The following is a 19,336-nucleotide window of genomic DNA, read 5'->3' on the forward strand; positions in this document are numbered from 1 at the left end:
CATTCCAGCGAAAGCTGGAATCCAGTTCCAATACGTCGTGCGAAGCACTCAAAACATTTATGTCGTGGGCTGCGCACTGCATTTTTAACTGGATTCCAGCTTTCGCTGGAATGACGAGTGAGAGTTTCCGGCGATATGCAATCATCACGCCCCACCCCACACCTCATCCGGACACCAGATCCGCCCATCCCGATAACTCACCCCCGGCGTGCGATCCGTGCGCACGTATACCGGCCCATCCAGATCCACCACCGCACACAGCGAGCCCAGCACGAAGGCCGGCGCCATCGACCACGACGATCCGCCCATGTTGCCCACCATCAGCTTGAAGCCAAGGTCGCGTGCCATGTGCGCCATCGTCAATGCCTCGGTGAGCCCGCCGCATTTATCCAGCTTGATGTTGATCACCTGCACGCGTCCCACCATGCCCCTGAGATCGCGATGGTCCTGCACGCTTTCGTCGGCGGCGAGCGGAATAGGGGAGTTCAAGCCATCGAGCCAGTGTTCGTTGCCAACCGGGAAGGGCTGTTCGACCACGGCCACGCCGGCTTCCACGAACGCCGGCAAGGCATCCTGCAGCGAATCACGCGTAAAGCCCTGGTTGGCGTCCACCATCATCCACGCACCCGGCCGCGCCGCACGCACGGCGCGCACGCGTTCGGCGTTGCGATGGTCGTTGGTCAGCTTGAGCTTGAGTGCGCGCGCATCGCTGAGCTGGCGTGCGCTTTCCGCCATCGCTTCCGGTTCGTCGGCGCTCAAGGTGAAGGTGGTCAGCAGTGATTGCGGCGTGGGCATGCCGGCCAGTTGCCACACCGGTTTGCCTTCGCGCTTGGCGTCCAGGTCCCACAGCGCGCAATCGAGGGCGTTGCGTGCGCCGCCGGGTGGTAGCAGTTCCTGCAACTGCTCACGCGTCACGCCCAGTTCGATCCTTTGGCGCAGCGCCTCAATCTGCTTGAGCATGGAGGATGGCGTGTCGTTTCGGTAATACACACCCAGCCCTTCGCCGCGTCCCATGCGTTCGCCATCCTGCAGGCAGACCACCAGCACCTCGCTTTCGGTAAAGGTGTAGCCGGTGATGTGGAACGCCTGCGTCAGCGGCCGCTTTTCAACATAAGCACTCAATGCAAGGGGTGCCTGCCAAAGCTTGGTCATGAGATTCCCTCGTCAATAGCTGGTGCTGAAGCTGACCAGGCCGAAGGCCAGGATGAACCAGCACAGATAGAGCGCGGCCAGCGCGAGCAGGGTTTCGCCCGCGCGTACCCAGCGGCTGCGCTCGGCGGGACGCCAGTTGCGCCATGCATGCGCGACGATGGCGATGGCGCCGAGCAATGCAATCACGCCGAGCACATACAGCAGCACCATCCACGGCGTCGCCGAGCCGTGCAGCAGTACGTTCTCGTCAATGCCAGCGGCGACCAGCAGCGCGACCCAGCCCAGCACGCTGGCCAGCATCGCCACGATGCCAAGACGCGACAGCAGGCGAGTGCGCCGCAGCGCAGGCGAGAGTTCGAGCGCGCTGCGGTAATGGCGGCGCAGCAGCCAGCCGACGAACCAGACCAGCATCGTCACCAGCATCACCGCGATGGCGATCGCTACCAACACGCCCACGCTGCCCATGCTCTTGAACCCGGGCACGCGCTGGAACACTTCCACGCCAGGCAGATAATCCGTCGCCCAGTAGCGAATGCTGCCATCCGCATTGGTCACGAACGCGAGCTTGTCTTGTCCATTGACTTCGCGGTATTGCAGCGGACCCACTTCGCGCCACTTCAAAGGCTGTCCCGCGTAGTCGGTGAGAAAGGACACCAGCAGCGTGCCGTCCGGCTGCGCGCCGACGTTCACCTGTCCGGTGAGGTAGAGCATGCGCAAGGCGCTTTCGTTGCGACGGCTGGCCTGATACCAGCCCACCACTTTGGCGGCATCGGCCTTGGCGGTGGAAAGCGTCGGCTGTGCCGGCTCCGTATGGGGAAAGTAGCGGTCGAGAAAGGCATCGAAGATCGCCGTGCGTACCATCAGCGTACCGTGCGCTTCCGGATTGCCGGCGCTGTTGAACGACATGAACACGCCGATGTTCTGGTCCAGCAGCAAGTGCAGGTCGCTATGGAAATACACCGTATCGCCGCCGTGTCCGATGATGCGCAGGCCGTTGCGGTTTTCCTGGTAGAAGCCAAGATCGAAACCATTGATGCCTGGCGCCGGCACGTATTGCTGGCTATGCATCAGCTCGGCGGTTTGCGCTTGCAGGATGCGCGTGCTGCCGTACTGGCCGTTCTGCAATTGCGCAATCATGAAATGCGCCATGTCCATGGCGGTGGAACTCAGGGAACCTGCCGGCGCCGGATCGACCAGCTCGAACGGTTGCGGCGTGCCATCCGAAGCGGTCTTGTAGCCCTTCGACAACATCGGCGCCAGCGACGGCGGCAGCGGTTGCGCAAAGCTGGAATGCGCCATCTGCAGCGGCTGGAAGATATGGTTGGCGACGTAATCCTCGAAGCGTTCGCCGGAAACGCGTTGCACGATATAGCCCGCCAGACCGCAGCCGTAGTTGGAGTAGGCGACGATCTCGCCCGGCGGAAAGATGCGCGCGGGAATATGCGTCTTGAGGTAACGCTCCAGGTTCACATCGTCGATCGACGCCGGCAGCAAGCCCTTGGCGGTGTCTTCGAAACCCGGCGTATGCGTCATCAGGTTGCGCAGGGTGATCGGTTTGCCTTGGTAAGGCGGGATCTTGAAATCGAGGTAATCGTTGATGTCGCGATCCAGTTGCAGCTTGCCTTGCTCCACCAGCTGCATCACCGACGTCCAGGTGAACAGCTTGGAGATCGAGCCAGGGCGGAACAGCGTGGTTTCCGGCGACGGTGTCGTGTGGTGCGCGAGATCCGCATAACCATAGCCTTTGGCGAACAGCACGTTGCCATCTTTCACGACCACGATCACGCCGCCGGCGATATCGCTGCGCTGGAGCGCGAAGGGAATCAATCCGTCAAAGAAGGCGGTGACGTCCTGTTGCGTCATCGTGGGTGGCGCAGTTTCCGTAGTACTGATGGGCTGTGGTGTTGCCGTGGTGGGGCCCAGGGGTGTCGGCGGTGCCGTCTGCGCCATCGCGATACTGGCGGTAAAGCCGGCAAACAGAGCCACCAAGCGTCGAACGTGGCGATTCATGCGGATACTCCATGCAGGGGAAGCATCAGGAAAGAGCTAGAAATCCAGGCTCGCGGACATGCCGATCGTGCGCGGCGTCTGGTACGTGGCCTGGAACGGACTGCCAAGTGGATCGATCGTTTCCGGCCACACCGCGGTAATGCCGCGCTGGTTGCCCAGGTTCTTGGCGTACACCTCGACCGTCCAGTTATCGACGTTCACACCCGCGTGCAGGTCGAGATTGTTGTAAGCGGGCAGGCGTACGCGCGGTCCCGGCACCGGATTGAACTCCGAGGCACGCGCGCCGATGTAACTGAAGTTGCCGCCGACGAAGCCGGACCAGTCGCCGGCAATCGGGAAATCGTAATCCGCGCCCACGTTCGCGCTCCACTTCGGCACATAGGGCAGCGCATCGCCTTTCAGGCCATAGATGCTACCGGTGGGCGTATCCGTCGCCAGCTCGGCTTTCGTATAGGTGGTATTCGCCGTGAGCGTGAGCCCGCGCAGCGGTTTGAAGGTCCAGCTCAATTCCGCGCCCTTGCTGGTCGCCTTGCCGCCATTGCCGAGAAAGCTGATGCCGCCCACGATGGTGGTGAGCTGCACCTTGCTCCAGTCGATGTAGAACACGTCGCCGTCGAAGCTCATGCGCTTGTCGAGCATCAGCGCTTTCAGGCCGAACTCGTAATTCACCAGCCGGTCCGGCTCGAACGTGAGCGGCGCGCCGAGTCCCGGCGGTACGCCCACGTTCGGGCCGCCGGGGCGGAAGCCTGAAGCGACGCGGATGTACGCCATCACGTCGTCGCTGAATTTGTAGCTGGGGTTGAACAGGTAAGTGACCGGATGATCGTGGCCGACGATGGTGAAGTCGGTGGGCCCGATCAGCAGGCCCTGGCTGGTTTGCGTGTATGAGGTGTAATCGTTGCTGTAGCGCGCGCCGACCAGGATGCTCAGTTTCGATGTGGCATGCCAGGTGAGATCGCCATAGCCGGCCCATTCGCGGAAGATCGCCGGCCCTTCGGCAATCTCGCCCAGCGTTGGCAAGGCGATGGGTGCGCCGGTGGTGGCGTCGAAACTCAGGATGCTCTGGTTGTCGGTGGTGTGCTCGTGCGTAAAGAACACGCCGGCGCGCCATTCCCAGGTTTGATCGGCGGGCGATTGCAGGCGCAGCTCCTGCGTGACTTTGTTCAACGCGATCGGTTGCAGTTCCGAGTAGCCGCCGTTGGTAAGACCGAACAGCGGATTGAGCACCGGGCCGTAGAGCGCGGTAATGTCGGTGTTTTCCTTGAAACCGAGCGTGCCGTAGCTGGTGGTGGAAACCAGCCTGGCCCAGCCGAAATCCGCATTCACGGTCAAATCGTAAAGGCGGTATTTGATCTTGAACAAACCGGTGCCGGCAGCGCGCGCCTGGTTGGGCCAGCCGTACACCGGTTGCAGAGTAGTGGGGTTGATATCGATGCCCTGGTTGGCCAGGCCATCGCTATTGAGATTCTGCGCCAGCGCGGAGAAACGCACCGACACCTTGTCGCTTGGCGTCCACAGCACTTGCGCGCGTCCGCCGCTGACCTTGGCTTCGTCGATGGTGTTCTTGCCGGTGGTGATGTTGCGGATGTAGCCGGGATCGTCGCGGTCGTACACGTTCACGCGCAGCGCCAGCTTGTCGGTGATCAGCGGCAGATTGACCGTGGCATGCGCGCCGTAACCGCTGCCGCCGCCCTGCACGCTGCTGGTGCTGAAACCGATGTGTGCGCTGGCCTGGCTTGCATCCGGTGGCGTGGTGACGAACTTGATCAGCCCGCCCAATGTGTTCGATCCATACAAGGTGCCTTGCGGACCGCGCAGTACTTCGATGCGTTGCAGGTCGCTAGGGTCGATATCCGGCGTCAGCACGCTGCCGGCCGAATACACCGTGCTCGATCCGAACGGCGTGTCGTCGATGTACGTGCCCACGGTGGCGTTGGGCTGCCTGCCGCCGGAGGTGATGCCGCGCAGTACCAGCTGCGTCCAGCCTTCGCCGGAAGAGATCACGTTGAGTCCCGGCACCTGTGACGCGTAGTCGGTAAAGCTGAGCGCGTTCTGGCGCTGCAGCTTGCTGTCATCCAGTACGGATACCGCCATCGGCACGTCCTGCAAGCGTTCTTCGCGCTTGTTGGCGGTGACGATGATGGTGCCCAGCTGGGCTGCTTGCTGCGGTGTATTGCGCGGCTTTTGCGCGCCGTTTTTTTGCGGCACGGCCTGCGCCGTGCTTGCGGCGGCCTGGTTGCCGCCGTCCTGCGTTTGCGCGATGGCGCAGAGCGGGCTCATCAGGCCCAGGACAACCGCCGTGCCAAGACGGCGGCGTATGTATGGCAAACCACTCATGTCCACGACCCCCTCCCCGAGATACGGACAGCCCGTGGTGTACATTGGTATCAAGATAACATTTGTGTGTCAATGATAGATAGATAACATTTTTGTCAAAGCCGGGCTGCGCATCGCCTGAATTTGCTTGCGCGGCTTGTTTCTGCACGCGTGCAGATGGCTGGGTGATGCGGTTTCGCGGGGAAAATTCAGGGGTTACATGAATCTATTTCGAAGCGCCTCGGCCTTCGCCGGAATGACGAGCTAAACGTGGGGACCTCAGCCCCGACCCTCTCCTGCCGACGCAGGGAAGGGGCAGAACCGGGTGCACGCAGGGACGGCGTTGAGTGTCGTGCTCTCAAAAAATCGCGTTGATGCGAATGCCGGCCTTCATCCCTACGGAAGCTGCGTACGCCCGCGCTCCATCGGCCACAGGCTGAACGCAAACACGTACATCATGATGATGTTCACCAGTGGCACGAAGATCAGCAGCGACCATGCGCCGTGGTAGCCGGCTTTCGACACGATCTTCCAGGCCGGAATCACGGCCAGGATGGCGGCGAACAATCCAAAGAACGGGTGCGAATGCATAAGCCCCTCACTTTCCGCCTTGGCTCCCCATTGGAGTGGGGCTAGCTTAGCCGGGATGGACTTACGCTGCGTCTTCGGCGGGCCATGTCGCGGTCTGCGCCTCGGCGGCAACCTGGCGGTGCAGCCATTCGTCCAGGATGCGTTCGGTCACCACGCAAGGCTCGCCCACGCAGCAGGCGGAGCAGGATTGGTTGTGCAGCATCAGCGCTGCGACGACGGATGAAGTAGTCATGGCGATTCCCAAGGCCCCGCAGCATTGGGGCCCTGGAAACCTTATCGGTCGATTGGCGGCAAGCTTGAATCCGTTCAGTGGGCGCTGGCGGCCGCCGCCAGAATCCAGCGCGAGGGCGTGGAAATGCCGTAGGCGGCCAACACCTCATAGATCCGCTCGGTGACCCAGTCGAACTGGTCGAGCGACACGCGGTTGCGAATCGCATCGGCCCGGTCCATGAACTCGATCCAGAACTCGACGCCCTGGTTGTGTTGCAACAGCTCCGGCATGGCGCCGGCCAGTTCGGCCAATTGCCGTTCAACTTCCTGCAGGGGCATGGATACGACGTCTCCGCGTTCGGGTAGCCAAGGTCGGCAGCCGGCGCGATGCCGGCTGGAGAGAAGACGTTTGGCGTGCCGGATTTTGAAACGGCGCAGTGGACGGCTTGCAGGCCGGGGTCAGGAGCCTGCCTCGTGTGCGCTCACGGCATCCATCACGCGCGCCGAGTACACCAGCGCAGCGCCCGCGTTGAGGGCAATCGCCACCCCCAGCGCCTCGGCGATTTCCTCGTGGCTGGCGCCGTGCTTCAGGGCTTCACCGGTGTGCACGGTGATGCAGCCATCGCAGCGGGTGGTGACGGCGACGGCCAGGGCGATCAGCTCGCGCGTCTTGGCATCCAGCTTGCCGGTTTTCTGGGCTGCCCTGGACAGGGTCTGGTAGCCGGCGACGGTGTCGGGGCTGAGTTTGCCGATCTCGCCGATACGGCCCAGAAGTTGCTTGCGGTAATCCAGCCAGTCGAGCATGGGAAGGTCCTCGCTGTGGTGACGGGCAGCGTGGCGTCGCCAGGCTGCGCATGTTGCATCATGCGCCTGTGCGCAAACGCGGACATTTGCCGTGACTGCGACTCAAGGCAACACTGAATTAAGTATCGCCGTCGTCACCAGCCCTGCCTGTTCGCAGGCCACAGGGTCGGCGGCGAAGGCAGACTGGCCGTCTGTCGAGACGACGGACCGAAGGCATGCGGGCAGACGGGGCTGGTGACGACGGCGATACTTGTTCAGTGTTGCCTCAACCCTTGGGCGTACGCTCGGCCGGCTTCACCGGCACGTGCATCGGCGCAGGTACGACGGCCACTGCACTGACTTCAAGCATCACGTCCTGGCGGAACAACCCTTTCACTTCCACCAGGCTGGCGGTGGGCATGGGACCGGTCATGTATTCGTTGCGTATCTTGCGATAGATGTCTATCTGCGACATGTCGGTCACATAGGTCGTCATCTCGACGATGTCGGAGAAATTCGCGCCGCCGGCAGCCAGTGCGGCTTTCAGGTTGTCGAAGGTTTGCCGCACCTGCACCGCGAAATCACCGGCGCCGACAAGCTGGCCGTGTTGATCGAGCGGCACTTGCCCGGCGATGTACACCGTGCGTCCGCCATCGACCGTGATGACATGGGTGTAGCCATGCGGCGTGCCTAGCGTGGATGGGTTGATGTGTTGCACGAGCGGTGCCTGGCCGGCGGCGAAGACTGGGCCGGCGGACAGAGCAAGAACCCAAGCAAGGACGATGCGCTTCATCGCGGTTTCCTCGATGACCCGGTTCGGTGGGCATCGCATCATACCCGGCGCCACATCAGGGGTATCAAGCCGGCGGCTCACATCCGCTTGGCGTGCCCTCTGCCATTGTTGGTGGGGCCAACGGACCCGTATGATCCATCGACAAAAAGCGGGGAGAGCGGCTAGTGATTGAAAAGATCTCCACAGGTGTGGAAGGGCTGGATCGTCTGATGGGCGGCGGTTTTTTGCGCGGTTCGGCGTACATCATCCAAGGTCCGCCGGGTGCGGGGAAAACCCTGCTGGCCAATCAATTTTGCTACGCGCACGTTCGTGCCGGCGGGAAGGCGCTGTACATGTCGCTGCTGGCCGAATCGAGCGCGCGCATGCTCAATTACGTCAGCCAGATGACGTTTTTCGATCGCGAGATGGTGCCCTCGCGCATGGAGTACATCAGCGCCTACGGCGTGCTGGAACGCGAAGGCTTGCCGGGTCTTCTGAAGCTGGTCCAGCACGAATTGAAGCGCCACGACGCGACGGCGATGGTGCTCGATGGCACCTTCGTGGCGCAGTCGGTTGCTTCGGAAAACGAATTCCGTTCCTTCATTCACACCTTGCAGGGTGTAGCCGGGATGGCCGGCGCCGTGCTGGTGATGCTGACGCATCAGGCGCGCGAAGTGAGCAGCCCCGAACACACGATGGTCGATGGCTGGATCGAAATGAACTACGACACCTTCGATTACCGCGCGGTGCCGAGCATCCAGGTGCGCAAACATCGTGGCGTGCAGGTACTAAGCGGCAAGCATCTGTTGCGCATCAGCGCCAATGGCGTGGAAGTGTATCCGCGTCTCGAAAGCTGCATCAGCGACATGCCGCCGCGCGCGTATCCGAATACCGGCGTCAGCACCGGCTTGCCGGACCTGGACCGGCTGCTGGGCGGCGGCCTTCCTTCCGAATCGGCGACGTTGATCATGGGGCCGACCGGTTCGGGCAAGACGACGCTGGGCATGTATTTCGTGGCGCAGGCGATGGAGCAGGCGCCTGCGTTGATGCTCAGCTTTTACGAGAGCCCCACGCGCTTGCGCGCACGTGCGCGGGAACTGGGCTTCGATCTGGATCGGCTGGCGGACCAGAATGTATTGCGCTTGTTGTGGTTGTCGCCGGCGGAGCTGATCGTGGATGAAGTGGCGCATGGCATCGTGCAGCACGCCAAGGCTATTGGCGCGAAACGCGTTTTCATCGATGGCATCGTGGTGTTGCGCGACAATCTGATTTATCGCCAACGCCTGCCGTATCTGATCAATGCACTGAGCCTGCAACTGACCGAATGCGGCGCCACGGTGGTGTACACGCAGGAATGCGCGGAGATGGAAGTGGACCGTGCCATGCCGAGCGACGAGCTGTCGGCCATGGTTGACAATGTGATGGTGCTCAACATTTCGCGCCGTCATCACACGCACCAACGCTACATATCCATCATCAAGATGCGCGATCGGCATTTCGATCTGCGTGTGCAGCCGTTCTATATGGGGGAGCAGGGGCTGGCGCTGGGCTTGAATCCCAAGCTTGTCGATCCCGGCCGGGCGGATTGAGCCGATGTTACGAATCCTGTTGGTGGAGGACGATCCCGATGTCGCACAGGTGACCAGCGGCATGCTGGAATACTGCGACTACCACGTCACGGTGGCGTCCAACGGTCGCTATGGCCTGGACCTGATCCTGCAGGAGCAGCCGGAACTGGTCATCACCGATTTCATGATGCCGATGATGTCGGGGCTGGAGATGATCGAGCAGGCGCGCGAGGCGGGATACGCCGGCCCGATCATTCTGTGCAGCGCGGTGCCCGAATCGCAGTTTCCGCCGCACCGCGCGCGTTACGATTTGTATTTGCAAAAGCCGTATGGCGCGAGCGCGCTGCTCAGCGCGCTGGAGAATCTGCGTACGCGGATGTGATCTGCCAATGCGCTCTCACTGCAGTCCGGCGGTGGTCGAATGACGGTGAGGCAAGCTTGGGTTCGGCGTCGCCCCAATCGACAGCGCGTTACTCGCCATCGGATTCGAGTTGCACGTGGCGCCACTCGATCAGTCGACGCACCTGCTCGCCCAATGTCTCGACGTTGAACGGCTTGGGCAACAACGCCATGCCGGGCGGCAGGCTTGGCGAAGAATGGACCGCAGTCGGATCGTATCCGGTGATCAGCAAGACCGGCACATGCGGGTGCTGGCTGCGCACGGTATCTGCGAGGCTGCGTCCGCTGATGCCGGGCAGGCCGATGTCGGTGATGATCAGGTCGAAGGTTTGCCCGGCCATCGCCATCGATAAACCTTCCAGGCCATCCGACGCCTGCGTCACTTCATAACCGAGCTTGCCGAGCACTTCGGTCACCGCGTCGCGAATGACGCTCTGGTCTTCCACCAGCAGGATGTGTTCGCCCCGCGCCGCCGGCTGCTCTTGCGCGCTCACCCATTCGGCGCGCGCCTGCGCCGGGCCGACATAGCGCGGCAGCAACAGGATGATGCGCGTGCCTTCGCCCAGTTCGCTTTCGATGGCGCAATGGCCGCCGGATTGGCGCGCGAAACCGTACACCATCGACAGGCCAAGCCCGGTGCCCTGGCCGACCGGCTTGGTGGTGTAGAAAGGATCGAACGCGCGCTCGCGCACGTCCGCCGGCATGCCGGTGCCGCTGTCGGCCACCACGATCTTGATGTAGCTGTTGTCCGGATCAAGCACGTTGAAGGCGGACGGATCATCGCCGTCGACGTTGGCCGCTTCGATGCGCAGGCGGCCGCCTTGTGGCATCGCATCGCGCGCGTTGATGGCGAGATTGAGAATGGCGTTCTCCAGCTGGTTCGCATCGCAGTGCGCGGTCCACAGTTCTTCCGGCAGCGCGAGTTCCAGCGAGATGTGCTCGCCGATCGAATGGCTCAGCAGTTCGCTCATGCTGGCAATCAGCGCGCCCACGTCCACGGCCTGCGGATCCAGGGCCTGGCGGCGCGCGAAGGCGAGCAGGCGATGGGTGAGCCCGGCCGCGCGTCGCACACTGCCGAGCGCGTTCTGGATGTGCTTGTCGGCGGCGGTGAACTGCGCGCGCCGGCCGATGATCTCCACCACTTCCAGCGAGCTGGAAATGGCCTGCAGAATGTTGTTGAAATCGTGCGCGATGCCGCCGGTGAGCTGGCCCAGCGCTTCCATTTTCTGCGATTGCCGCAGCTGGGTTTCCATCTGGATCTTTTCGGTGAGGTCGCGCATGAAGATGCACATCGCGGGGCCGGAGACGAGCGAGAGCACGCTGACGCTCAATTCGGCCGTGAAACGCCGTCCCGCACGGTTCACCGCAATGAGTTGATGCGTTTGCCTTACCGGCTTCTGCTGCCACGCCGATGCCAGCCACTCCGACGCGGTGTCGTCGTCGTGCGGAAAGCACAAGGTGATCAGCGGCTTGCCGAGCACTTGTTCGCGCGACCAGCCGAACAATTCGTGCGCCTGCGGATTCCACTCGGTAATGCGGCCGGATTCGTCGATCTGCGCGAAGGCATCCAGCGCGGTGTTGACGATGCCGCGGAAGCGGCGCTCGCTTTCGAACAGCGCCAGCTCGGCATTGCGGCGGGTGGTGGCATCGCGCGTGACCTTGGCAAAACCGATCAGCTCGCCGTTGTCCCAGACCGGATCGATGACCACGTTGGCCCAGAAGCGTGTGCCGTCCTTGCGCACGCGCCAGGCATCCGTCTCGAAGCGTCCTTCGTGCAGCGCGGTGGTGAGCGCCAGTTGCGGAATGCCGGCGGCCACGTCTTCGGGGGTGTAGAACACGGAGAAATGGCGGCCGATGATCTCTTCGGCGCGATAGCCCTTGATCTTCTCCGCGCCGCTGTTCCAGCTGGTGACATGGCCGGTGGTATCGAGCATGTAGATCGCGTAGTCGGTAACGCTACGCAGCAGCAGTTCGAAATCGCGCCTGGAGCTGGCCAGGTTTTTAGCCATCTCGGCATGTTGTACGTCGACTCCCGACGCTTGCGTCGCGGCCAGCTCCTGCGCTTGGGTGAGCTGCGCTTGCGCGTGCTTGCGGTCCGTCAGGTCCACCAGCGCGTTGATCGCGCCGATCAGCTCCCCGTTCGCGTCGAACAGCGGTGTGGGGTAGGGCATGAACGGCACGCGCCGGCCGTCGGGACGCTCCGCCACTGCTTCCACCCCGCGCACCGGACGTCGTTCGCGCAGGGCGACGGCCATGGGGCATTGATCGTGCGGCAGCGGCGTGCCGTCCGGGTAGAACAGCCGCCATGTCACGCACCACAGCTCGCCGAGGGCGGGCTGCCGCCCCGCGAACGCCACGGCGGCGTCATTGAAAAAGGTGATCCGCCCTTCCGCGTCGGTCGTATAAATCGCCAGCGGCAGGTGGCTCAGTACATTCAAGTCGGGCGACACGGTGGTGGGGTCGCCCGCCATGGGGGATAGCTTGCTCAGCACGCTCTACGCCCTTTCCAAACACTTGCCCTGCAAAGAGGGCGACGATGCCCCGGCACCGGGTGAAAAAGTCGTGAACGATTGTAAGCCCGTTCCCCGGGCAAGCATCAATGGGCAGCGGGCGCTCTGGTCGCGAATCGCTCCAGTGCGTCATGCAGCGTGCCAACGATGTGCTGTCCCAGCTGCCCGTAGGTTTGCGCGCGGGGATGGCGCTCACGTTTCGGGTAGCCCGCCAGCAGGTCGCTGCCGGCGTGGCCGTCGGCTTGCAGGGCGTGGACGTACAGGCATGCCCGGGGGGCATCGAGAAACGCCTGGATTTCCACGCCGATGCGTTGTGAAGGGGGCGCGGCGGCGGTAGGTACGATGAAGATGGCCAGCGCGCGATGGCCGCGGCGGCGCAGATGGCGCATGGATTCCTCCAGCTCCACCACCAGCACGTGATCCTCAGGCAGCGCGAGGTCGCGCAGCAGCACCGCTTCGATTTCCGCGGCAGCCTTGCGCGCTTCCATCTCGATGCGGCCCAGGAACCCCATGCGCAGTTCCTGCCGGGTGTAGCGCAGCGGCATGGTGGAGACTTGCGTATCGTTCTTGCGCACGATCCAGGAATGATTCACGCGCTCGAAGGAGATGCCGGCCTCGTCGTAGCTTCGGCGACAGTTCTCCGCGCTGATGCTGGCGTGCGCCGCCCAGGCGGCTTTGAGGTAGGCGAGGTTGGGCTGGCTGCTGATCATGCGGTTCTCCGGGTCACTGCCGCGCGGCGCTGGGGCCGTGCTCATCCGGGTTATCGGCTGGCTCGCCTGGAACTTCAGCGCTGGGCTTTCATCCCCGCCTACGCAATGCTAGGGCATTCCAAAAAACCTGCTTGCAGCGAGGACGCACGATGAAAACGCTTGGGCTGATCGGTGGCATGAGTTGGGAATCCACCGTTCCCTATTACCGGCTGGTCAACGAAACCATCAAGGCCAGGCTGGGCGGACTGCATTCGGCGAAGCTGGTGATCTACAGCGTCGATTTCGATGAGATTGCCACCTTGCAGCACGCTGGCGATTGGGACGCCGCCGGCCGCGTGCTGGCGGATGCGGCACAGCGACTGGAACGTGCCGGTGCGGAAGGGCTGGTGATCTGCGCCAACACCATGCACAAGGTGGCGCCGGCGATCGAGGCCGCCGTACGCCTGCCGGTACTGCACGTGGTGGATGCCGTAGCCGAGGACATCCGCGCTGCCGGCTTTCACAACGTCGGTTTGCTAGGCACGCGTTTCACCATGGAACAGCCGTTCTACACCGAGCGCCTGGCGCGCCATGGTTTGCAGACGTTGATACCGGAACAGGCCGATCGCGAGCTGGTGCACCGGGTGGTGTACGAGGAGCTGTGCCTGGGCAAGCTCCTCGACCACTCACGCGATGCCTATCGCCGCATCATGGCGGGGCTTGTAGCGCGCGGTGCGCAGGCGATCATTCTTGGCTGCACGGAAATATCCATGCTGGTGAGTGCGCCGGATGCACAGGTGCCGTTGTTTGATACCACGGCGATCCATGCGCGCAAGGCGGCGGAGTGGATGCTGGCTTAAGCGCGCATGTTTTGATCATCGCGAAAAGCGATTCCCTCCCCTACTGCCGCAGGAGGGAACGGATTGCGGCAAGCGTGCGTGACTACGCCTGCACCCCCGTGTGCTGCGAATACAGCGCATGCCAGTGTCCGTCGGCATAAATGAAAACATCCGACGAGCGCACGCCTTTCTGCGGCCCCAGCGCCGGGTCATAAAACGTCACCACGGCGGTATTGCCGTGTACGACCACCGCGCTGCCATACGGATGCTGCCGCTGATAATCCGCAAACTTGAGCCTGGCCTGCTCCAGGCTGGTGCCCTTGCGCTTGGCGGCGCCGGCAAGAATCGCATCCTTGGCGTGCACCACGCCGGTGTTGCCTACCGAACGGTACTCCGGCAGCAGCATCTGATCGAGCCATGCGGTATCGCCCGTCATTTCGGCGAGAGACCAATGCGTGTCCGTGGCCATCACGCCAGCTTCCGTTTGCTGCGTTTCGTCAGCCGGCGCAACCGCGGCGATGGTTTGCAGCGGAACGGCCAGGCAGGCAAGCCAGGTGATCGCCGTGATCGCGGCCATGCGGGTTTGAATGAAGATCGCCATATGCATCCTCTGAAAGATTCGGTGAGAGTGCCGAGCATCGGTGTTCCCTGGCAGGCGGACACGTGCCTTGTGACGAGCGTCTTCGTTTCGGGGTGAACGGTCGGATCGCCAGGGTGAACGGTTGCGTGTGGAAACAGCCGCGGAGCGCGCTTCCCAAGCGTCTGCATAGTCCGCACACTACCGCTGCATTGGCTGCCGGGGAGCGGTGGAGGGCGAAGGGGCATGAACGAATCGGTCCGCATGCACAAATTCAAAACCTTCGGCCTGGCGTACGGGTTCTGGACGATGCTGGCGCTGTCGTATGCGGCCAGTTCGGTGCTTGGCGGCATCAGCGAAGGCCATCCGGTGTCGTGGTATCGAGCGCTATCGTGGAACTTCATCGATTTCTATCTGTGGATGGTGCTGACGCCGCTCGTAAGCTGGCTGGGTCGCGCCGGTGCGCAGGGATGGCGGCGGTTCTGGATGCTGCATGTTCCCAGCAGCATCGCTCTTGCCGTGCTGCAAAGCACGGTGATGTTGCTGTTGTTCTTCTGGTGCTGCGGCCCCAATCCGAAAGGCAACGTGCTCACGCTGGGCGACTTGCTGCGCAACGAGGCCGTCTACAAGTTCCATCTTGCGTTGCTGACCTATTGGATGATGCTGGTGGTGCTGCGCGGCTTTGCATCCTGGCGTTCGTTGCGCGACGAGCGGTATCGCAGTGCGCAACTGGAGATGCAGCTGGCGCAATCGCAACTGCAAGCATTGCGCATGCAGCTGCAGCCGCACTTCCTGTTCAACACGCTCAATGCGATCTCCGCCCTGACGGTGGCTGATCCGCCCCAGGCCAAGCTGATGATCGCGCGGCTCAGCGATTTCCTGCGGCTGACCTTGGAGGAACGCCATGCGCAACAGGTGCCGCTGTCGCGTGAAATGCAGTTCCTGGAATCGTACCTGGGCATCCAGCAAGTGCGCTTCCAGGATCGCCTGGTCACCCACGTGGACGTCGGCGATACCGGCAAGGCGATGGTGCCTAGCCTGATCCTGCAGCCGCTGGTGGAGAACGCGCTGCGCCATGGATTGCTCGCCAAGAACGATGGCGGCGCGTTGCTCATTCTCGCGCGGCGCGACGGCGATGACTTGCTGTTGTGTGTGGAAGACGACGGTCTCGGCCTGCCGGCAAGCGGCGCGGTGGAAGGCGTGGGCCTCAGCAATACCCGCGCACGCTTGCAGGCGATGTTCGGCGACAAGGCGAATATAGATCTATCCCCGCGCGACGACGGCGGCACACGCGTGGCATTGCGTTTTCCCTTCGTGGAAGTCGGCGCGTGACTGCCTTGCGTCTGCGCGCGTTATTGGTTGACGACGAAATCCTTGCGCGCGTGGCGCTGCGCCAGGCATTGGCCGTGCATGCGGATATCGAAGTGGTGGGCGAGTGCGGCAACGTGCAGGAGGCGGTACAGGCGATCGCAACACTGCAACCGGATTTGGCCTTCCTCGATATCCAGATGCCGGGCGGCGATGGCTTCGGCTTGTTGCACGGCCGCGCTTCGGGCGAAGCGCGGCCCTTGATCGTGTTCACCACGGCATTCGCCGACCACGCCCTGCAGGCGTTCGACGCCAATGCGATCGACTACGTACTCAAGCCGATCGACCAGGCTCGCTTCGACCAGGCGATGGACCGGGTGCGCAAGCATTGGCAGGGGTTGCAGCAACATCGAGCTGCTGCGAGCAGTGGCGGCTACGTAAAGCGCATCAGCGTACCGATGGGCGAGCGCACCATCGTGATCCCGGTATCGGACATCGACTGGATCCGCGCTGACGACAACTACGTGCGCATTCATGCGAGCGGCAGTACTTACCTGCATCGCGAGACGCTGAGCCATCTGCATGCCTCGCTGGACCCGGCGAATTTCCTGCGCATCCACCGCAGCATCGTCGTCAACATGAACCGCATCCGGGAAGTGCACACGCTGTTCCAGGGACATGCGGAAATCGTGCTGCACGATGGCACGCGGCTGGATTTGAGCCGGCGCTTCCGGCAGGCGGCGCGTAGCGCGCTGCGCTTGCGCTGACCGTTTGCCGCCGTAGCGCTACCGCTGGCCCCTGATGCTTGGCCGGCCATCCCAAAAGCGGTGTCGGGTCTGGCTGCATGCGCCAAGCTGGATAGTGACGAGAGCACCCATGCCGTGCAAGTGATGGGCTTTGACGAGGAGCCGCATGTCCATGTTGACTTACTACCTGCAGCTCGCCTTGCACAGCCTCAAGCGCAGCCCGGTCCTGACCGCATTGATGGTGATCATCATGGGCGTCGGCGTCGCCGCATCCATGACCACCTACGCTGTATTCCGCGCCGTATCGGGCGATCCGCTACCGGACAAATCCGCGCAATTGTTCGTGCCGCAGATCGACAACGCCGGCCCGCAAAGCGGCGCCACGCGCAACCGCCTGCCGGATGCGCTGACCTACATTGATGCGATGGGCTTGATGCGAGCCAAGGCGGCTGCGCATCAAGCGGTGATCTATCCGGTCGCCGGCAACCTCATACCGAACCAGCAGCGCGCTTTTGCTGCCGACGGCTATGCCGCCTCCGCGGATTTCTTTTCGATGTTCGAGGTGCCGTTCCAATACGGGCACGGCTGGCTAAGCGGCGATGACGACCGGCGCGCCAACGACATCGCGATCAGCCGCCGTCTCAACCAGCGCCTGTTCGCCGGCGCCAACAGCGTGGGCCGGACGCTGAATCTGGATGGCCACGATTACCGCATCGTGGGCGTGGTTGACGATTGGAACCCCCAGCCGCGTTTCTTCGACGTCAACAATGGTTTCAGTTTCGGCGAAGCGCCGGATTATTACCTGCCGTTTTCGCGCGCCATCGATCTGCGCATCGCCAGCAATGGCAACAACAACTGTTCCGCTTCCGCGAAACCTGTCGCACCCGGGTGGGAAGGATGGCTGCAGTCGGAATGCGTGTGGGTATCGCTGTGGGTGGAGTTGCCGGATGCCGCCTCGGTGGCGCGTTACCGGCGATTCCTGCGCGATTACGCCGCGGAACAACAGCGCAGCGGCCGATTCCAATGGGTCGGCAACGTGCGTCTGTTCGATCTGAATGGCTGGCTGGATCACGAAGGCGTAGTGCCGCCGGAAACCCGGGTTTCACTGCTGGTAGCAGCAGGATTCCTGCTGGTATGCCTGGTCAATACGGTGGGTTTGCTGTTGGCCAAGATCATGCGGCGAGCGGGCGAAATCGGCGTGCGCCGGGCGCTGGGTGCGTCGCGTGCACATGTCTGTGGCCAGTTCCTGGCCGAGGCGGCGGCCATCGGCGTCGCCGGCGGCCTGCTCGGTTTGCTGCTGACCGCCGGCGGCATGCACGGAACCACGCTGCTGTTCGAGCCAGGCATCGCCAAACTCGCGCGCCTTACCACGGGCCTGATTGGCGCGACGGTATTGCTGGCCGTATTGGCGACCATGCTTGCCGGTCTTTATCCGGCATGGCGCGCGGCGCGTGTGCAGCCGTCGTGGCAATTGAAATCGCAATAAGGGGTTCCGCATGCAGATCAGGCCGATTGCCTCCGCGCTCTGGCATCACAAGGGCGGCACCGTATTGATCGTGTTGCAGATCGCGTTGACGCTGGCGATCGTCTGCAATGCGTTGTTTATCATCCATGCACGGGTGAACCGCTTGTCGCGGCCCAGCGGCGTGGATGAAGCCGATGTGCTGGCGCTCCGGAACCAATGGCTCGGCGATCACACGGCAAGCCAGCTGCGAGCGTTGATGACGTCGGATCTGGACACGCTGCGGCACGTGCCCGGTGTGATCGACGCCTACGCCAGCAACGCGTACCCGCTGGGCGATGGCGGCTGGTCCAAAGGCGTGCGCTACAGCGTGGACCAGCGCAGCCCTGCCTCATCCACGGCGATCTATTTTGTCGATGAACAGGCACTGGCCACACTTGGATTGAAGCTGGTGGCCGGCCGCAATTTCCGCGCCGGCGAGATCGGCGACATGGGCGCACGCGATACCTTGCTTCCGCGCGTCATCATCATTACCCGGGCGCTGGCGGATCGCCTTTTTCCGCATGGCGATGCGGTAGGCAAGCAGATCTGCGTCGGCACCGCGGCGCCCAGCACCATCATCGGTGTGGTGGATCGGATGCAGACTTGGATTGGCAGTTATTCCAATGCCTGGGCGGAGCAATCCACCCTGGTGCCTTTCCGGTTGCTCACCAGCAGCATGGTCTATCTGGTGCGCACGCAACCGGGCACGATGGAACGCGTCGCGCGCATGGGGCCGCAGGCACTGTTGGCGGCAAACCCTTTGCGCGTGATCGGGCCAGCGGATGTAAAAACGTACGCGCAGATTCGCAGCATCGCTTACCGCAAGGATCGCGGCATGGCCATCCTGATGGGCGTGGTCTGTGCCGTGCTGCTGGCAACGACGGCGGCCGGCATCGTGGGCTTGACCAGTTTCTGGGTTGCTCAGCGGCGCCGGCAGATTGGCGTGCGCCGGGCCTTGGGCGCCACGCAAGCGGATATTCTCGGCTATTTCTGCACGGAGAATCTGTTGATCAGCCTTGGCGGCGTGCTGGTCGGAACCATCCTGGCGCTGGCGCTCAACGCGCTGCTGGTCGATCGTTTCGAGATGCAGCGGTTGTCGCTGGATTATGTGGTGGCCGGCGTGGTGGCGTTGTTGCTGCTTGGCCAATCGGCGGTGCTGGTGCCGGCGTGGCGTGCATCGCGCCTCTCACCGGTCGAGGCAACGCGGATGGCATGACCGCCGACCGTCTGGCTCTCTCGCCTGCAGGCACCAGCTGGTTTCAGCTGCACGAGATGCAGTCCCTCCCCTGCTGGCGCAGGGAAGGGAGCAGAACGCGGCAACTGAGACTGGACGCTAAGCAGTGACGTAGGCTGGATGCTCAT

General features: G+C 62.9%; 18 protein-coding genes. 7 read left to right on the forward strand and 11 right to left on the reverse strand.

The genetic code is table 11. The features are described from left to right. Positions 1–144: 144 nt before the first annotated feature. From V7M64_RS08835 to V7M64_RS08870, 8 genes are all read right to left on the reverse strand, one after another. The gene (locus V7M64_RS08835) at positions 145–1,152 is read right to left on the reverse strand and encodes a dipeptide epimerase (protein WP_333678646.1); all 1,008 of its coding nucleotides are present in this window, start codon (positions 1,150–1,152) and stop codon (positions 145–147) included. A gap of 12 nt (positions 1,153–1,164) precedes the next feature. Next, positions 1,165–3,162 (reverse strand): serine hydrolase domain-containing protein, encoded by a 1,998-nt coding sequence (locus V7M64_RS08840; RefSeq protein ID WP_333678648.1) that lies wholly within the window; start codon positions 3,160–3,162, stop codon positions 1,165–1,167. Between the two features lie 36 nt (positions 3,163–3,198). Next, positions 3,199–5,499 (reverse strand): TonB-dependent receptor, encoded by a 2,301-nt coding sequence (locus V7M64_RS08845; RefSeq protein WP_333678650.1) that lies wholly within the window; start codon positions 5,497–5,499, stop codon positions 3,199–3,201. Positions 5,500–5,874: 375 nt separating this feature from the next. Then, a complete protein-coding gene (locus tag V7M64_RS08850) occupies positions 5,875–6,069 on the reverse strand; it encodes a hypothetical protein (RefSeq protein ID WP_333678652.1) in 195 nt (64 codons plus the stop codon). 61 nt (positions 6,070–6,130) lie between these two features. Next, positions 6,131–6,301, reverse strand: a complete 171-nt coding sequence (locus tag V7M64_RS08855) for a hypothetical protein (protein WP_333678653.1) — start codon at positions 6,299–6,301, stop codon at positions 6,131–6,133. 74 nt (positions 6,302–6,375) lie between these two features. Next, the gene (locus tag V7M64_RS08860) at positions 6,376–6,618 is read right to left on the reverse strand and encodes a hypothetical protein (RefSeq protein ID WP_333678655.1); all 243 of its coding nucleotides are present in this window, start codon (positions 6,616–6,618) and stop codon (positions 6,376–6,378) included. Positions 6,619–6,738: 120 nt separating this feature from the next. Further along, positions 6,739–7,083 (reverse strand): carboxymuconolactone decarboxylase family protein, encoded by a 345-nt coding sequence (locus tag V7M64_RS08865; RefSeq protein WP_333678657.1) that lies wholly within the window; start codon positions 7,081–7,083, stop codon positions 6,739–6,741. 265 nt (positions 7,084–7,348) lie between these two features. Then, positions 7,349–7,855 (reverse strand): RidA family protein, encoded by a 507-nt coding sequence (locus V7M64_RS08870; protein ID WP_333678659.1) that lies wholly within the window; start codon positions 7,853–7,855, stop codon positions 7,349–7,351. A gap of 164 nt (positions 7,856–8,019) precedes the next feature. On the opposite strand from V7M64_RS08870, the gene V7M64_RS08875 reads away from it, so the two are divergent. After that, positions 8,020–9,423 carry an ATPase domain-containing protein gene (locus V7M64_RS08875; protein WP_333678661.1) on the forward strand — a complete coding sequence of 468 codons (1,404 nt, stop codon included), beginning with the start codon at positions 8,020–8,022 and terminating at the stop codon, positions 9,421–9,423. A 4-nt stretch (positions 9,424–9,427) separates the two neighbouring features. Next, positions 9,428–9,784 (forward strand): response regulator, encoded by a 357-nt coding sequence (locus tag V7M64_RS08880; RefSeq protein ID WP_333678662.1) that lies wholly within the window; start codon positions 9,428–9,430, stop codon positions 9,782–9,784. 88 nt (positions 9,785–9,872) lie between these two features. Here the strand turns inward: V7M64_RS08880 and V7M64_RS08885 are convergent, their stop codons facing one another. Beyond that, the gene (locus V7M64_RS08885) at positions 9,873–12,293 is read right to left on the reverse strand and encodes a PAS domain S-box protein (RefSeq protein WP_333678663.1); all 2,421 of its coding nucleotides are present in this window, start codon (positions 12,291–12,293) and stop codon (positions 9,873–9,875) included. A gap of 104 nt (positions 12,294–12,397) precedes the next feature. Continuing rightward, complete coding sequence (locus V7M64_RS08890) at positions 12,398–13,066, reverse strand: hypothetical protein (protein ID WP_333678664.1); 669 nt, start codon at positions 13,064–13,066, stop codon at positions 12,398–12,400. A 104-nt stretch (positions 13,067–13,170) separates the two neighbouring features. On the opposite strand from V7M64_RS08890, the gene V7M64_RS08895 reads away from it, so the two are divergent. Then, positions 13,171–13,860, forward strand: coding sequence for an aspartate/glutamate racemase family protein (locus V7M64_RS08895; RefSeq protein WP_333678665.1), 690 nt, complete (start codon positions 13,171–13,173; stop codon positions 13,858–13,860). Between the two features lie 82 nt (positions 13,861–13,942). Here V7M64_RS08895 and V7M64_RS08900 read toward each other — a convergent pair whose 3' ends face one another. Beyond that, positions 13,943–14,440: a nuclear transport factor 2 family protein gene (locus V7M64_RS08900; RefSeq protein WP_333678666.1), complete on the reverse strand. Its 498-nt coding sequence runs from the start codon at positions 14,438–14,440 to the stop codon at positions 13,943–13,945. A gap of 222 nt (positions 14,441–14,662) precedes the next feature. On the opposite strand from V7M64_RS08900, the gene V7M64_RS08905 reads away from it, so the two are divergent. The 4 genes from V7M64_RS08905 to V7M64_RS08920 all read left to right on the forward strand — a co-directional run bounded on the left by V7M64_RS08905 (position 14,663) and on the right by V7M64_RS08920 (position 19,190). Then, positions 14,663–15,748 carry a histidine kinase gene (locus tag V7M64_RS08905; RefSeq protein WP_333678668.1) on the forward strand — a complete coding sequence of 362 codons (1,086 nt, stop codon included), beginning with the start codon at positions 14,663–14,665 and terminating at the stop codon, positions 15,746–15,748. Further along, positions 15,745–16,491, forward strand: coding sequence for a LytTR family DNA-binding domain-containing protein (locus V7M64_RS08910; RefSeq protein ID WP_333678670.1), 747 nt, complete (start codon positions 15,745–15,747; stop codon positions 16,489–16,491). Before V7M64_RS08905 ends, V7M64_RS08910 begins: the two co-directional genes overlap by 4 nt. A gap of 151 nt (positions 16,492–16,642) precedes the next feature. Further along, complete coding sequence (locus V7M64_RS08915) at positions 16,643–17,956, forward strand: ABC transporter permease (RefSeq protein WP_333678741.1); 1,314 nt, start codon at positions 16,643–16,645, stop codon at positions 17,954–17,956. 10 nt (positions 17,957–17,966) lie between these two features. Further along, entirely contained in the window at positions 17,967–19,190 is a 1,224-nt protein-coding gene (locus V7M64_RS08920) for an FtsX-like permease family protein (protein WP_333678672.1), read from the forward strand. The last annotated feature ends 146 nt before the right edge of the window (positions 19,191–19,336 follow it).

Origin of the sequence: Dyella sp. (assembly GCF_036746095.1) — a bacterium.
Classification (GTDB): Bacteria; Pseudomonadota; Gammaproteobacteria; order Xanthomonadales; family Rhodanobacteraceae; genus Dyella_B.